General features: G+C 70.4%; 13 protein-coding genes, 4 pseudogenes and 1 riboswitch. Of the genes and pseudogenes, 3 read left to right on the top strand and 14 right to left on the bottom strand.

Annotated features, from left to right (window positions below; translation table 11 throughout):
• Positions 1–4: 4 nt before the first annotated feature.
• Positions 5–535, bottom strand: a complete 531-nt coding sequence (locus tag H3H54_RS07000) for a thioesterase family protein (RefSeq protein WP_262426046.1) — start codon at positions 533–535, stop codon at positions 5–7.
• On the opposite strand from H3H54_RS07000, the pseudogene H3H54_RS06995 reads away from it, so the two are divergent.
• A pseudogene (locus H3H54_RS06995) lies at positions 471–1,504 on the top strand (acyl-CoA thioesterase). The gene H3H54_RS07000 and the pseudogene H3H54_RS06995 overlap by 65 nt on opposite strands.
• Before the next feature lie 15 nt (positions 1,505–1,519).
• Here H3H54_RS06995 and H3H54_RS06985 read toward each other — a convergent pair.
• From H3H54_RS06985 to glgP, 9 genes and pseudogenes are all read right to left on the bottom strand, one after another.
• Positions 1,520–2,083 (bottom strand): thiamine phosphate synthase, encoded by a 564-nt coding sequence (locus H3H54_RS06985; RefSeq protein WP_262426043.1) that lies wholly within the window; start codon positions 2,081–2,083, stop codon positions 1,520–1,522.
• A gap of 88 nt (positions 2,084–2,171) precedes the next feature.
• Positions 2,172–2,851 (bottom strand): annotated as a pseudogene (locus H3H54_RS06980) (hydroxyethylthiazole kinase).
• Between the two features lie 95 nt (positions 2,852–2,946).
• Positions 2,947–4,332: an MFS transporter gene (locus H3H54_RS06975; RefSeq protein WP_262426042.1), complete on the bottom strand. Its 1,386-nt coding sequence runs from the start codon at positions 4,330–4,332 to the stop codon at positions 2,947–2,949.
• Complete coding sequence (locus H3H54_RS06970) at positions 4,329–4,934, bottom strand: hypothetical protein (protein WP_262426041.1); 606 nt, start codon at positions 4,932–4,934, stop codon at positions 4,329–4,331. The genes H3H54_RS06975 and H3H54_RS06970 overlap by 4 nt, the downstream gene beginning before the upstream one ends.
• On the bottom strand, positions 4,931–5,668 hold the full coding sequence (locus H3H54_RS06965) for a PfkB family carbohydrate kinase (protein WP_395963540.1): 738 nt from the start codon (positions 5,666–5,668) through the stop codon (positions 4,931–4,933). Before H3H54_RS06965 ends, H3H54_RS06970 begins: the two co-directional genes overlap by 4 nt.
• A complete protein-coding gene (locus H3H54_RS19530; protein WP_395963538.1) occupies positions 5,623–5,841 on the bottom strand; it encodes a bifunctional hydroxymethylpyrimidine kinase/phosphomethylpyrimidine kinase in 219 nt (72 codons plus the stop codon). The genes H3H54_RS06965 and H3H54_RS19530 overlap by 46 nt, the downstream gene beginning before the upstream one ends.
• Positions 5,842–5,951: 110 nt before the next feature.
• Positions 5,952–6,045: riboswitch (TPP riboswitch) on the bottom strand.
• A gap of 54 nt (positions 6,046–6,099) precedes the next feature.
• Positions 6,100–6,711, bottom strand: a complete 612-nt coding sequence (locus tag H3H54_RS06960) for a hypothetical protein (RefSeq protein ID WP_262426040.1) — start codon at positions 6,709–6,711, stop codon at positions 6,100–6,102.
• A complete protein-coding gene (locus H3H54_RS06955) occupies positions 6,708–7,418 on the bottom strand; it encodes an ABC transporter substrate-binding protein (protein WP_262426039.1) in 711 nt (236 codons plus the stop codon). The genes H3H54_RS06960 and H3H54_RS06955 overlap by 4 nt, the downstream gene beginning before the upstream one ends.
• 37 nt (positions 7,419–7,455) lie before the next feature.
• Positions 7,456–10,018, bottom strand: a pseudogene (glgP, locus tag H3H54_RS06950) (alpha-glucan family phosphorylase).
• A 323-nt stretch (positions 10,019–10,341) separates the two neighbouring features.
• On the opposite strand from glgP, the gene H3H54_RS06945 reads away from it, so the two are divergent.
• Positions 10,342–11,388 carry a hypothetical protein gene (locus tag H3H54_RS06945; RefSeq protein ID WP_262426037.1) on the top strand — a complete coding sequence of 349 codons (1,047 nt, stop codon included), beginning with the start codon at positions 10,342–10,344 and terminating at the stop codon, positions 11,386–11,388.
• Between the two features lie 16 nt (positions 11,389–11,404).
• Positions 11,405–11,866 carry a hypothetical protein gene (locus H3H54_RS06940; RefSeq protein ID WP_262426036.1) on the top strand — a complete coding sequence of 154 codons (462 nt, stop codon included), beginning with the start codon at positions 11,405–11,407 and terminating at the stop codon, positions 11,864–11,866.
• A gap of 84 nt (positions 11,867–11,950) precedes the next feature.
• Here H3H54_RS06940 and ettA read toward each other — a convergent pair.
• The 4 genes and pseudogenes from ettA to H3H54_RS06920 form a co-directional block, all read right to left on the bottom strand.
• Positions 11,951–13,635: pseudogene (ettA, locus tag H3H54_RS06935) on the bottom strand (energy-dependent translational throttle protein EttA).
• Between the two features lie 118 nt (positions 13,636–13,753).
• Positions 13,754–13,939 (bottom strand): hypothetical protein, encoded by a 186-nt coding sequence (locus H3H54_RS06930; RefSeq protein ID WP_262426035.1) that lies wholly within the window; start codon positions 13,937–13,939, stop codon positions 13,754–13,756.
• Entirely contained in the window at positions 13,918–14,448 is a 531-nt protein-coding gene (locus H3H54_RS06925) for an HAD family hydrolase (RefSeq protein WP_262426034.1), read from the bottom strand. Before H3H54_RS06925 ends, H3H54_RS06930 begins: the two co-directional genes overlap by 22 nt.
• On the bottom strand, positions 14,445–14,657 hold the full coding sequence (locus H3H54_RS06920) for a hypothetical protein (protein ID WP_262426033.1): 213 nt from the start codon (positions 14,655–14,657) through the stop codon (positions 14,445–14,447). The genes H3H54_RS06925 and H3H54_RS06920 overlap by 4 nt, the downstream gene beginning before the upstream one ends.
• Positions 14,658–14,678: the final 21 nt, after the last annotated feature.

Genomic DNA, 14,678 nt, shown 5'->3' with positions numbered 1-14,678 from the left:
CTGATCAGTCCCGGAAGCGCAGCGGCTCCCCGGCGAAGCGCTGGAGCTGCTCGCGCGAGGACTGCTCGAGGCGGACCGGTGCCCCGGACTCTGCGTCGACCAGCACCACCACGGTGCGGGCGCGCGCATAGGGTGCCGTCCCCTCGGGGTCGTCGCGGGTGAGCACGAGGTAGTCGACGCTCAGGCTCGCACCGCCGATGCGGGAGAGCCACAGCCGCACCACCACGCCGTCCCGACGATGGCCCAGCGGGCGGGCGTACTCGATCCGCTGCGAGGCGATGACGGTGCTGATCTCGGCGCCGGCCCCACTGACGGGCAACGCCGCGAGCGGCTGGGCCGCACCCAGCTCGATCTGCTCGGCAGGCGGCTGCCAGAAGGCCGCGATGCGGGCCTCTTCGAGCAGCCGCACCACGGCCGCGTTGTTCACGTGCCCGTAGGCGTCCAGGTCCGTCCAGCGCACGGGAACGGGGATGTCCAGCGCCTGCGAGGGGTGCGACGTGAGATCGGGAGCATCTGCAGCGGGGTGGGAAGGCATGGTTCTCATCGTAGGCGTCCCGACCAGTACGATCGGGCGCATGACCTCTTCGCACACCGACTCGTCGAAGATCGCCGCCGGTCTCGTGGATCTGCTGGATCTGCGCGAGATCGCCCCCTTCGGCGAGTTCTCCACCCCGGCCACCGTCGCCGCGTACCAGGGCGAGTCCTCACCGCAGCCGGGAGGGCACGTCTTCGGCGGGCAGGTGATGGGGCAGGCTGTCACGGCCGTGGGGCGCACAGTCTCTCCGGAGCGTCGCATCCATTCGATGTACTCCTATTTCCTCGCCCCGGGCGATCCCTCCCATCCGATCCGCTTCCAGGTCGATGCGCTGCGCGACGGCGGCTCGTTCTCGGTGCGCCGTGTGCTGGCGACCCAGCCCGGCCGCGAAGCCGATGAGGAGGAACGCACGATCCTCGCGATGACGGCGTCCTTCCAGGAGAACCAGGACGGGCTCGAGCACCAGGAGCGCGCCCCCGAGGCGCCGGACCCCGAGGGTCTGCCCACCACTGCGGAGGTGCTCGCGGGCATCGACCATCCGGTGGCCCGCTACTGGGGCACCCAGCGCCCGATCGACATCCGGCACGTCACCGACCCGATCTACCTGCGCCCCGATGCCGCCAGCGGTGAGTCGCAGATGGTGTGGATGCGGATGCTCGCCCCGATCGAGGCGGAACCGCTCACCCACGACGCGATCCTCGCCTTCGCGAGTGACTACACGCCCTTCGAGCCGATCCTGCGCCGTCAGGGCCTGAGCTGGATGACGCCCGGCCTGCGGATGGCGACGATCAACCACGCGATCTGGTGGCACAAGCACGTCGACACCAACGACTGGCTGCTGTACGTCCAGCGCTCCCCTCTGCCAACGGCGGGCGCGGGCTGACCCACGGTCAGCTGTTCGACCGCGGCGGAGATCTCGTCGCGACCGTGACCCAGGAGGGCATGATCCGGGTCAAGCAGCAGGGCTGAGCGCGCGGACGCCGCTCACCGGGAGGTCATACCGCTGTCGACCGCGGTGACGACATCACGTGCGGCGCGCTCCGGATCGTCGGCGTCCATGAGGCCCCTCACCAGAGCGACGCCGGCGATCCCGGTGCGTGCGAGCGATGTGGCGTCCTCGACCGTGATCCCGCCGATCGCGACGATCGGCAGCCTGGTCGCTGCGACGAGGCGCAGGTACCCGGCGACGCCGAGCGGTTCACGGCCGGAGTCCTTCGTCGGGGTGGGCCGGAACGGCCCGGCGCCGACGTAGTCCAGGAGGTCATGCAGCTCCTCCGCCCGGCGCACCGTCTCGAGCGTCCCCGTGGTCAGCCCGATGATCGCCCCGGGGCCCAGCATCGCGCGTGCCGCGGCGACCGGGAGATCGTCCTGCCCCAGGTGCACGCCGTGCACCTGGGCGCCGCTCCTGCGCGCGGCGAATGCCACGTCGGCGCGGTCGTCCACCACCACCCGGGTGCCGGGGCGTGCACGGTGCACGGCGTCGGCCACCGCGCAGGTCAGCTCGAGCAGCTCGGCTGCAGTGGCGTCCTTTGCGCGGACCTGGATCATCCCCGCGCCCCCTGCGGCAGCCGCCGCGGCAGCGTCCACGGTGCGCCGCCCGGCCCCGACGTCACCAGGTAGCAGCGCAGATCCAGGGTCATCGTCCCACCTCGTCCAGCGCGTCCAGCAGATGTATACGGAAGGAGCCCGGCCGGGCGGAGCGCTGCTCGGCCATCTCTCCTGCGAGGGCCATCCAGGTCGTCGCGGCGAGCGCAGCGGTGACGTCATCGGCTTCGACAGCCCGACAGGCCGCGGTGAGCGCGGCGAGCAGGCAACCGGTGCCGGTCACGCGGGACAGCAGCGCCGTGCCCCGCTCCACCTGGGCACGGCGCGTGCTCGACAGCACCAGATCGGTGGGGCCGGACACTGCGACGGCGCCGCCGGTGCGGGCCGCGATCCACTCCGCCGCGCGCTCGGCGTGCTCGGGCTCCGCCCGGGAGTCCGCGCCGCGTCCCCGTGCCCTTCTCCGGCCAGTGCGAGCACCTCGGAGGCGTTCCCCCGCACCACGTCGGGCCGTGAGTCGAGCAGCGTTCGCGCCAGTGGGGTGCGCACCGGTGCGATCCCGATCGCGGTCGGATCCAGCACCCAGGGCCGGGCATCGTGGACGGCGGCGGCGACGACAGTCGCCGGGATGCCGTCCATCGCGTCGGTGCTGAGGGTGCCCAGGTTGATCACGAGCGCATCGGCCAGCGTGGTGAGGGTGGGTGCCTCCTGGAGCGTCTCGGTCATCATGGGGCGTGCTCCTGCGGCGAGCAGCCCATCGGCGACGATCCCCATGGAGACGGTCGCGGTGAGGCAGTGCACCAGCGGCTGGCGCCGGCGGACGGCCTCGAGCACGTGCACCACCGGGGCGAGATCCGGGTCCGTCGGGCTCATCGTGCTCCCTCCGTGATCTGCTCCGCCGTGTGCTCCTGGACCCCTTCGGCGACGGTATCGATATCCGCCTCGATGTCCCGCGGGGAGAGTCGGGGCCCGAGCGCGGCGCCGAGCACGAGGAGCCCGCCGCCCAGTCCGATCAGCGCCATCACCGAACCGTTGCGCCCGAGCAGCGCCTCGAGCCAGGGCAGGTAGAAGGGGTAGAGCGCGGGAAGGACGAGGGAGAGGCTGTAGCCCATGCCGTAACCGGTCGAGCGCACCTCGGTCGGGAACCGCTCGGAGAGGTATGCCGAGACCGGGCCGTAGGCGGAGACCGTGATGACCTGCAGCACCGCGGCGAGCACTGCCGCTCGGCCGAAGGACTGCGAGGTGACCGCGAGCCACCACACGAGCGGGCCGAGCACCGCAGCGACCAGTCCCCAGGCCATGAACAGGGTGCGCCGGCCGGTCCGGGTCGACAGATGACCGGCGAGCGCCATCACGACCGCTTGGGCGATCGAGGCGATCCCGATCGCGATCGAGACGCCGGTCGCGGGCAGTCCGGTGTCGGAACCCAGGCGGCCGGTCAGCAGCAGCACCGTGGTGTTGGTGAGCAGCCAGAGCCCCGTCATGAGGAGGAAGACCTGCCAGAACGTCGAGGCCCAGCGGCCGGTGAGCAGGTCCCGCAGGCCCGCTCGCGGTTGCGTCGAGGTGGTCCGGGCCCGTCGGTGGAAGACGGGAGCGTCGGTGACCTGGCGGCTGTAGTAGATGAGCATGCCGATCGAGGCGAGCGCTCCGAGCACGAACAGCAGTCGCCACCCCCATGCCGCGTAGGCATCGGGGCCCAGCAGCATCAGCAGCATCGCCACCGAGAAGGCGATGCTCGCCTGCGCCCACGGCGCCATCGAGAGGATCAGTCCGCTCATCAGGCCGCGGCGCCGGGGCCGGGACCACTCCATGGCGAGCGGGATGGCAGCCGAGTACTCCCCTGCCACGAAGATCCCGCCGAGGAACCTCAGCGCGAGGATCAGGGCGATCGTCCCCGCACCGAGGATCTCGTGGGTGGGCATCACGGCGATCGCCAGCGCACAGGCGGCGGTTCCGGCGATCGCGACGCGGGTGGTGCGGGTGCGTCCGAGGCGATCCGAGATGCGCCCGAACACGATCCCGCCGACGGGCCGCCCGAACAGCATCGCGACGACGATCAGGGATCCCGTCGAGGCTGCTGCCGCGGGCCCGGCGAGTACGACCATCGCCGGGGCCAGTGCCGTCAGCGGCAGGAAGACGTGGATGTTGTCCACCCAGTTGCCCACGACGCCGGCGCGCAGGGCGGCCCGACCGGCCGGGGGACCGTCATCGGTGGCCGCGATCGGGGATCCCGGCAGCATCTGGGCCCCGCTCACAGCGCCCCCTCCAGGACGGTCTCGCGCTGGTCCGCCGGAACCGGTGCCGCCAGGCGCAGCGCCTGGTCGAAGAACTCCAGCTCATGCCGGCTGGCGAGGAGATAGGCACGGACCGCTGCGGAGCGGGCCGCTGGGGAGGCGGCGGCGAGCTCCCGTTCGACCTGCTCCAGCGCCCCTTGCGTGGCGATGACGAAGCGCGGGTCACGGTAGGTGTCGAGCCAGTCCGCATAAGGGTGATCACTCGGGACAGAGGGCAGCGTGGCCCCCGTCTGCGCGTACAGCCAGTAGCAGGGCAGTACGGCGGCGACTCCCACGGCACGCTCCTCCCCCAGGGTGGTGGCCAGCAGGAAGTCGGTGTAGGCGCTGGTCACCGGGGAGGCCCCGATCTCCTCCGGCTCACCGAGCCGGCCACGGTGCAGCGCGGACTCGACGGTGAGGCAGCTGCTCGCGCCGCCGGCCCAGAACACCTGCGCCGCAGGGTCGGTGGAGGCGGCCGAGAGCGCCGCGAGCGCACGGGAGTAACGGCGCAGGTACAGCGAGTCCTGGGCGAGATAGAACGCGAAGGAGCTCGCGGGCAGGCTGCCGTCGACCAGCTGGCTCACGAGGTCGGATTCCGCGATCTGCCGGGCCAGCGGCTCGCCGGCCCTCCACAGCGCCTGCGTCCATGGCCCGGCCGGGGCGACCGCGGGCTCGATCCGCGCCGTTGCCGGGAGCGCGGCGCCGAGCGCCGCAGGGACCTGGTCCGGGGAGTCGAGGACGGGTGGGACCGCTCCTGGATCGAGCCAGGGGTGGACTCCCCGGCGGCCTGCAGACGGCGGGCGCGGTGGGAATGGTCCACCGGGCCGTGGCCGCTCCCGACCCGCAGCGCCTCCCCGTGGGAGATGGCCTCATGCAGCCATTGGGTGGACCAGGCGAGCGCCGCCTGCGGCGCCACACCGCCGCCCAGTCGGGTGGCGAGCGCTGCGGCCAGGGAGCATCCGGTGCCGTGGGTGCTGGTCGAGCTCAGGCGCGTCGAGGGGACCGGGAGGCACGTGCCGTCGGGGTCCACCCAGGTGTTCGTCACCGTCGCGGAGTCCAGATGCCCGGTCTTCACCACGACGGCGACGCCTGTCCGCGCGGACCATTCCCGGGCCTGCTCGAGGGCGGCCTGCTCGTCATGGGCGCGCTCGCCCCCGGTCAGGCGAGCGAGCTCCTCGATGTTCGGTGTCACGACGGTGGCGCGCGAGCAGAAGGTGATCATGGCGTGCTCTGCATCCGGCTCCAGGAGGCTGTCCCCGCTGGTCGCGACCATCACCGGATCGACGACGAGGATCTGCGGGGATGCTCGTCGAGCCACGCGGAGACCGTCGCGATGAGCGCGGCGGTGCCGAGCATGCCGGTCTTGACCGCATCGATCACCACATCGTCGCTGACCGCACGGAGCTGCTGGTCCAGGAACGGGGCCGGCGGGACGTGGATGTCCCGCACGCCGCAGGTGTTCTGTGCGACGAGCGCGGTGACGACGCTCATGCCGTAACCGCCTGCTGCGGTGATGGATTTGAGATCCGCGGCGGTGCCGGCTCCCCGGAGGGGTCCGTGCCGGCGATCGACAGCACACGGGGAATTCGGGCAGGGTACGACGGAGCCACTGAGGACATCCCTTCGCTAGTACGAACTAGATCAGGTTCCACGGGTGTGATCTCAGCGTCGGACGACGCACCCCGTGTCCACGGCCGAGTATAGACAGCACTTCGCCCGGCCCTCGTACCGCCTGCCCGGCGCGGTGCCTCAGCCCATCGCGGCGCGCGCCTCCTGCTGCGCCTCGGGCAGTGCCTCTTCAGCCGTGGCGTCCCCGCGGAAGATACCGGCGATGACCTGCACCGCCGTGGCGGTGGCGATCGCCGAGCGGTCCCCCGTCTCAGGGCGTGCCGCGGCCTCGGGGACCCCGATCGCCGAGACGTCCACACCCGCCTCCGACCAGCTGTCGACCCAGGTCTCGTGCAGCTCTCGGTGCGCGGGGATGCCCAGTCGGTTCTCGGCCAAGGAGCGCTGGCCGTCCGCATCGCCGAGCCAGCGCAGCAGTTCTGCGACTGCCGCGGCCCGGTCGTCGTCCCGCGGCTCGACCCCCACCGCTGCGATCCCGTGGACGAGCGGATGCGTCCCTTCGGGGCCGGCGACGACGGGATGGATACCCCATTCGAAGTCCTCGCCGATCTCCTCGGCCAGGGTATGCAGATCGTAGGTGCCGGTCTGGAGGAGGCCGAGCTTGCCCTGCAGGAACAGGTTCCGGCACAGCCCGGGATCGCCGACGGTCTCGTCCCCGGACGGGGCGAGATGGTCGGCGGCGAGGTCGGCGAGGTACTGCACAGCAGCGATCCCCTCCGCGGAGGCGAAGGTCATCTCCCCTTCCTCGCCCTGCCAGCTGCCTCCCTGGGCGGCGATGAACGGCCCCAGCACCGCGGTGCGATCGGGATGCGCGCTGAACCCGAACGTCGCTCTCGCCGAGGCGTCGAACCCCTCCTCCCCGGATGGAGCCCTTCGCCGTCGACGGTGAGCGCCCGGGCGAGGTCCCGCAGCGGATCCGACGGCGCCTCGGGGTCGAAGGTCAGCGCGGTCGCGTCGCCTTCTGCGGCGGCGACCAGGCCCTCATGCGCGGCCAGGATGCTCTGCTCCCAGATCTGGGGGACGCCCCACAGCCCGTCCTCGAGCCGGTAGAGGTCGGTGGCCACGGCCTCCCACTGAGAGGCGAGGTCCTCGACGATCTCGCCGACCTCGAGCAGCTGGCCGCTGGCGTGCGCCTGCGCGAGGTTCGCGGTGTTCATCCACAGCACGTCGGGCAGGCTCTCCGACGCGACGTCCAGCGGGAGCTGGGCCCAGTAGTCGTCCCAGCCGAGCACCTCGAGCTCGACCTCCACGCCGGTGGACGAGGTGAAGTCCGCGAGGGAATCCTCGTAGGCCGCAGCCGCCGCTTCACTCCACACCCTCATCCGGAGCTTGTCGCCGTCCTCGAGCTCGACGGGCCGGTCCCGCGAGCAGCCGGAGAGGGCTCCGACCCCGGCCATTCCCATCGCAGCAGTGGTGAGCAGGAGCTGGCGGCGGGTCGGCACGGGGTCGGACCTTTCAAACAGGGTGCGGCGGGGCCGCTCAGGCGGTGGTGACCAGCCCGAGCTCGGCGCGGGAGGCGAGCACCGGATGCTGCGGGGTGACCCGCACGGTGAAGCCCACCTCGCCGGGAGCGGCGAGCGCGAAGCGAGCGGCCCAGCGGCCGTCGTCCCCACGCTGCAGCGGGATCAGCTGAGGCTCGATGATCTCACCCCTGCACCGATCTCGCCCAGGACGGCCTCGATCAGCACATCCGTGTCGCGCAGAGCGCCCAGCTGGACGTCCGCGGTCAAGGTGACCTCAGCGCCGGTGGAGACGGTGGTCCCCGGGTGCCCTCGAGGGTCACACCGCTGACGACGATGCCTGACCATGCCTCCTGCACCCCCGCCTTCCAGGAGGTGAACTCTCCGGCCAGCGCAGGATCCGCTGCGAAGGCGGCGGCTGCGCCCGCGGCGGGCAGGTACAGGTCGGTGACGTAATCGCGGACCATGCGGGCGGCGGTGATCTGCGGGGCCACGGTCACCAGCGAGGAGCGGACCTTGGTCATCCAGCCGCGCTGCATGCCACGGGCATCGCGTTCGTAGAACAGCGGGATGATCGACTGCTCGAGGATCTCGTAGAGAGCCTCCGCCTCGATCCGGTTGCGCTCGGCCTGGTCCCCGACCTGCGCGGTGGGGATGGTCCATCCCGCGTCATCGTCCTTCATCTCGTCCCACCAGCCGTCGGAGACGGAGAAGGTGAGGCCGCCGTTGAGGACAGCCTTCATCCCGGAGGTTCCGGACGCCTCCTCGGGACGGATCGGGTTGTTCAGCCACACATCCGAGCCCGCGATCAGCACGGAGGCCATGCGGATGTCGTAGTCGGGCAGGAACGCGATGCGGTGTCGCACCCCGTGGTCGTCGGCGAACTGCACCAGCTGCTGGAGGAACTCCTTGCCGGGAAGGTCGGCGGGGTGCGATTTGCCGGCCACCACGATCTGGACCGGGCGGTCCTCGTCCAGCAGGATCTTCTTGAACCGCTCAGGATCGGAGAGCATCAGCGTCAGGCGCTTGTACGTCGAGACGCGGCGGGCGAAGCCGATGGTCAGCGCGGCCGGGTCGAGGATGTGGTCGGTCCACGCGAGCTCGGCCTCATCGGCGCCGCGACGCAGCCACGACTGCTTGACGTGATCGCGGGCCATCTCCACCAGGTCGGCGCGCAGCGCGTCACGGGTCACGGTGAGCTCGTGATCGGTCAGGGTCGACAGCGCGCTCCAGTCGCTGAGCGAGGAGATGTCGACGTCCCCGAGCGCCTTCTTGTACAGGTCGTCCATGTGGGCGGAGGTCCAGGTGCGGCGGTGCACGCCGTTGGTGACCGAGCCGATCGGCACCTCGGGCACGTCGAAGCCCGGGTAGAGGTCCTGGAACATGCCTCGCGAGACAGCGCCGTGGAGCTTCGCGACCCCGTTGGAGCGCTGGGCGATGCGGAAGCCGAGCTGGGCCATGTTGAAGATGTCCCCGCCCTCCTCGATGCCGAGCGCGAGCGCGGCCTCGACAGGCAGCGACGGGATCAGCCGGGACAGGCCGGACTGATCGGCGTCGAGGTAGCCGCGCAGCTGGGAGGCATCGAAACGATCGATGCCCGCGGGGACGGGGGTGTGGGTGGTGAACACGGTGCCCGCGCGCACCTCGGCGACGGCCTCGGAGAAGCCTGCACCGGCTGCGATCCTGCGGCCCACCCGCTCGAGGCCCGAGAAGCCCGCGTGGCCCTCGTTGAGGTGGAACACGGTCGGCGAGGGAGCCCCGGTGACCTCGGAGTACGCCTCGACGGCGCGGACACCGCCGATGCCCAGCACGATCTCCTGGACGATGCGGTGCTCATGGTCGCCGCCGTAGAGACGGTCGGTGATCTGGCGGGCGGCCTCGTCGTTGCCCTCGACATTGGTGTCGAGCAGCAGCAGCGGAACGCGTCCCACCTGGGCGTTCCACACCGCGATGGTGACCTCGCGGCCGCCGGGCAGCGTCACCGAGACGGTCAGCTGCTCACCATCGGCAGCGAGAACGGGCTCGACGGGGAGCTCCTCGGGATCGTTATGGCGATAGTTCTCCTGCTGCCAGCCGCTGCGATCGAGCGACTGGGAGAAGTAGCCCCACTGGTACAGCAGGCCGATCCCCACCAGCGGCACCCCCAGGTCCGAGGCGGACTTCAGGTGGTCACCGGCGAGGATGCCCAGACCACCGGAGTAGATCGGCAGGGTGGGGGTGACCCCGAACTCCATCGAGAAATAGGCGATCGAAGAGCCGCTGCCGCTGCTCTGGGCCCCGGGGACGGTGCGCTGGAACCAGCGGCCGGACTCCAGATAGGTATGCAGGTCCCCCACCTCGGAGCGCATCTGCGCGAGGAAGGACTCGTCGCGTGCGGCCTCGGCGAGGCGACCCGCGGGAACGCGGGACAGCATCGCGAAGGGGTTCTCCCCGCTGTCGGCGAACGCCTGCGGGTCGAGGGAACGGAACAGGTCGACGGTCTGTCGACGCCAGGTCCAGCGCAGGTTCAGCGCGAGGTCACGCAGGGGCTGGAGGACTCCGGGGAGGTCGGAGGAGACAGTGATCGTGGAGATCGGTTTCATGGCCCGACGGTACCCGATTCGAACACAAGATCTTGCGTGTTTCTTGCACCAGCTGAGCAAGCACCTTCGGCACGACTTCTTCACCGCGAACAGCGAGTATCGGCTCTCCCCGCATTGTCGGCGTGGGCGCGAAACCTTGGACGAGAGCTTCTTGCAAGATGTTTCTGCACGGTCGGGAGCAGCTGGATCCGGGTGGTCCGTGCGGTTCCTCCGCGTTCCGCGCTGCTGCCTGCGACAATGGTGCGGCACCGCGGGGACGGTGCCCACGATGAGAGCTGAATGCACGGAGGCGCCCGATGGGGAGCGACGCACGGACCGGGGAGATGCCTGCCATCCCGGAGGACACGGTCGATCTCGGGGAGCGTCTCGATCCCGTCCGAACCCTGCTGCGACGCACCGCTTCGGCGGATCAGCGCGCCGCTGCCGCGCTGGTGGATGTGCTCGGCCCCCGGATCCATGGGCTCGCCGTCCACGTCACGGGCTCCTCGGCGCGAGCGGAGAAGCTCACCGTGCTCGTGCTCCGTTCGTGTCTTCGAGATGCGGCCGACCTGGCCGCCAGCGGCCTGCCCGGGGAGGCGGCCGTCCTGGACCGCGCCCGTCGAGCGGCGGTGGCCACGGATCCGAGCGGGGACGTGCGCTCCCTGGTCGCGCCCGATCTCGTCAACGACCGCACCCGGGATCGGCGCGAGGTCGACGTGCTGCGGATGCTGCTCGAACTTCCGGCGGCGCAGCGCGCACTGGTCGAATCCGCGGCACAGGGACGGTTCTCCTACACCGGCCTGATCCGTCAGCAGAACGCGGTCCTGCTCTCGCAGGTGCTCGATCACCTGGTCCCCTTCGGGGGTCCGGAGGACGTGGAGACGAGGGCGCTGGCCGCCCTCGACGCCCTTGCCCTGGCTGATGTCGGCGAGAGGCTGCGCCTGCGCGAGCTGACCCGCCTGCCGGAGACGGCGGGCATCCACCGCCACGCGATCGAGGCAGCCGCCCGCCTGACCCTGCTGACCGCAGTACCTCCCTCCCGCGACCTCCGCGCCTCAGTGCTCGAGGGGTACGGGGCAGGTCCCGCCGCAGCTCCCGCGCCACTACGGCCCCCAGCGTCCGGCGACGCCGAGACTGCTTACCGCGGCGACTACGCCACCCCGGTGCTCGGGACGGACTCCCAGCGCAGGATGGTGGGCCCGCCCGCAGTGGCAGGAGGATTCCACAGCAGCGCCGCCGCGCCGTCGGCCGGTTCCCCGATGACTCCGAGCTCCGAGGCCTCTCCGCCGCCCAGCGCACCCGATGACGCCCGGTCCCCGCATTCGCCTTCAGGGCGACGGACGAGAAGCTGCGCTCCCGCCGCGAGCGCCGACGGGAGAAGCGGCGTGTGAAGCGGCAGCAGCGGGGGTGCCGTGGTTCTCCCGCACCGTCGCGGCCGTGGCGGTCATCGCAGCTCTGGTGCTCGGCGCGCTGCTGTTCGACGCCCACCGCCAGCTCGGGGATTCCGAGGATTTCGCCGGCACCTGGGCGGATCACACCATGACGTCCGGGGCCCTGCTGATTCCGGGGATCAGCGACAACGGCACCTGGCAGGCCGTGATCGCGGACGACGGCGTCGCACTGCGAGCCGAGGGGGTGCGGGGCTGGAAGGGCGAGGTCCTCGAGCTGTGGGGCGAGACCGACGGCGTGCACAGCAGCCTCGGCGTGCTCGACCTCTCCGCTGACGGCACCATCGAGTTCACCGGCACGCAGAGCCCTCAGCGTCTCTTCGTCACCCGGGAGATGGCGCCCGGCAACGAGTCCGGCACACCCTCACCCCACGTGGTCGCGAACCTGGATCCGGCGATGACCGGGGTCGAGCACAGCTGACACCCCGGGCTGAGCGGGGTTCTCATGCACAGCACGACGCCGCCCCGCTCGCATCAGCGAACGGGGCGGCGTCGGTGGTCCCGGTCAGTCGCGGGTGAGGCGACGGTAGGTCACGCGGTGGGGACGCGCGGCGTCCTCACCCAGGCGCTCGACCTTGTTCGCCTGGTACGACTCGAAGTTGCCCTCGAACCAGTACCAGTTCGCCGGGTTCTCCTCGGTGCCCTCGTAGGCCAGGATGTGGGTCGCGACCCGGTCCAGGAACCAGCGGTCGTGGGAGACGACCACGACGCAGCCGGGGAACTCCAGCAGGGCGTTCTCGAGCGAGCCGAGGGTCTGGACGTCCAGGTCGTTGGTGGGCTCATCGAGCAGGAGCACGTTGCCGCCCTGCTTGAGGGTCAGCGCCAGGTTCAGGCGGTTGCGCTCACCACCGGAGAGGATCCCGGCCTTCTTCTGCTGGTCCGGGCCCTTGAAGCCGAACTGGCTGACGTAGGCGCGAGAGGGGATCTCGACCTTGCCGACCTGGATGTAATCCAAGCCGTCGGAGACGACCTCCCAGAGGTTCTTCTCCGGGTCGATGTTCTCGCGGTTCTGATCGACGTAGCTGATCTGCACGGACTTGCCGACCTTCAGCTCGCCCTCGTCCACCGGCTCCAGACCCACCATCGTCTTGAACAGCGTGGTCTTGCCGACGCCGTTGGGGCCGATGACGCCCACGATGCCGTTGGGCGGCAGGGTGAAGGAGAGGCCGTCGATGAGGATGCGCTCGCCGAAGCCCTTCTTCAGGTTCTTGGCGTCGATGACCTGGTTGCCCAGCCGCGCGGGCCCGGCGGGATGGTGATCTCCTCGAAGTCGAGCTTGCGAGTGCGCTCGGCTTCCGTGGCCATCTCCTCATAGCGGGCCAGACGAGCCTTGGACTTCGCCTGGCGGCCCTTCGCGCTCGAGCGGACCCACTCCAGCTCCTCCTTGAGTCGCTTGGAGAGCTTGGCGTCCTTCTTGCCCTGGACGTTGAGACGCTCCGCCTTCTTCTCCAGGTAGGTGGAGTAGTTGCCCTCGTAGGGGTACAGGTGGCCGCGGTCGACCTCGGCGATCCACTGGGCCACGTGGTCCAGGAAGTACCGGTCGTGGGTGACGGCGATGACGGCGCCCTCGTACTGCTTGAGGTGCTGTTCGAGCCAGAGCACGCTCTCGGCGTCGAGGTGGTTGGTGGGCTCGTCCAGCAGCAGCAGGTCCGGCTTCTCCAGCAGCAGCTTGCACAGCGCCACGCGACGGCGCTCACCACCGGAGAGGTGGGTGACGGGCTCGTCGCCGGGCGGGCAGCGCAGGGCGTCCATCGCCTGTTCGAGCTGGGAGTCGAGGTCCCAGCCATTGGCTGCGTCGATGTCGGTCTGGAGCTTGCCCATCTCCTCCATCAGCGCGTCGAAGTCGGCGTCCGGCTCAGCCATCTCCTCGCCGATGGCGTTGAAGCGCTGCACCTTCTGGAAGAGCTCGCCCATGCCCTCCTGGACATTCTCCAGGACGGTCTTGGACTCGTCCAGCGGCGGCTCCTGGAGCAGGATGCCGACGCTGTAGCCGGGGCTGAGGCGAGCCTCGCCGTTGGAGGGCTGGTCGAGCCCTGCCATGATCTTGAGGATGGTCGACTTGCCGGCACCGTTGGGGCCGACCATGCCGATCTTCGCACCCGGGTAGAAGCTCATGGAGACGTCATCGAGGATGACCTTCTCGCCCACGGCCTTCCGGGCCTTGTACATGGTGTAGATGAATTCAGCCAACTCGTGTTCCTGTTCGGAGAAGATGGTCGGGGGGCTGTCCTCGGCGCGCCTTGAAGGGCGCCGCGCAAGGGACGTCGCACTGTCCGACTGTACCCGCTGGCGCGCCGCGCACCGATGGTCAGTCGAGTGGGACTCCCCGCTCTGCGAGCACCCGGCGTGCGATGCTCGCTCCGTGCTCGACCTGATCCGAATCGGCGCTCTCGCCGTTGCGGGGCCAGTGGTGGGCGTCGATGCCGAGCGCCCGGGCCGCCTCGATGTTGTCCTCGCGGTCGTCGAAGAAGATCACCGCCGAGGGGATGGACACTCCCCGGTCTCGTGGGACAGGACCTCGAGCAGCACCTCGTAGATCTCCGGCTCCGGCTTCACCGCCCGCTCCTCGCCGGAGATCACGGCGAAGGTGAACGCCTCGAACCAGTCGGCGCGGCGCACCGCCTCCCCGAAGGCCTCCGACGCATTGGACAGCAGCACCAGTCGCACCCCGTTGCGGGCGAGGTCATGGATCAGCTCCCGAGAGCGCGGATCCAGCTTCAGGAAGTACCGGTTGTCGGCTTTCTGGAGCTCGGCGATCTCCTCCTCGGAGAGCTCCTGGACGCCGACGGACTCCGCCACGGCGCCCCAGTACTCGGCCTGGGTGGTGGCGCCTCGGTCGTAGGCGTCCCTCTCGCGCCACAGCGCGACCTCGAGCGCCGATGCATCGCCGCCGAGCAGCTCATGGACGTCCGGCACCGGATCGTGCCCAGCGCTCAGCACACCGCCGTAGTCGAAGACCACAGTCGGCTTCGGCGGTGTGCGGCGGCGGTTTCTCTTGCTCATCGTTCGGTCACGTCCTCACAGGTGGGCAGGCCTTCGGCGCTGCCGGTCTCGGCAATGGTCTCGGTCGCGGTGAGCGCCTGCTCGAAGTCTGCGACGGCGACGACGTCGAGCCCGTCGGGCTCATGGCCGACGACCTGGTCGCAGTTGGCGCTCGGAGCCAGGAAGAACTCGGCGTCCGATTCGACGGCGCCGACCATCTTCTGGCGCACCCCTCCGATCGGGCCGACGGT

Source organism: Brachybacterium sp. Z12 (assembly GCF_014400405.1).
Classification (GTDB): Bacteria; Actinomycetota; Actinomycetes; order Actinomycetales; family Dermabacteraceae; genus Brachybacterium.
This window is presented reverse-complemented; position numbering and strand designations above follow the sequence as displayed.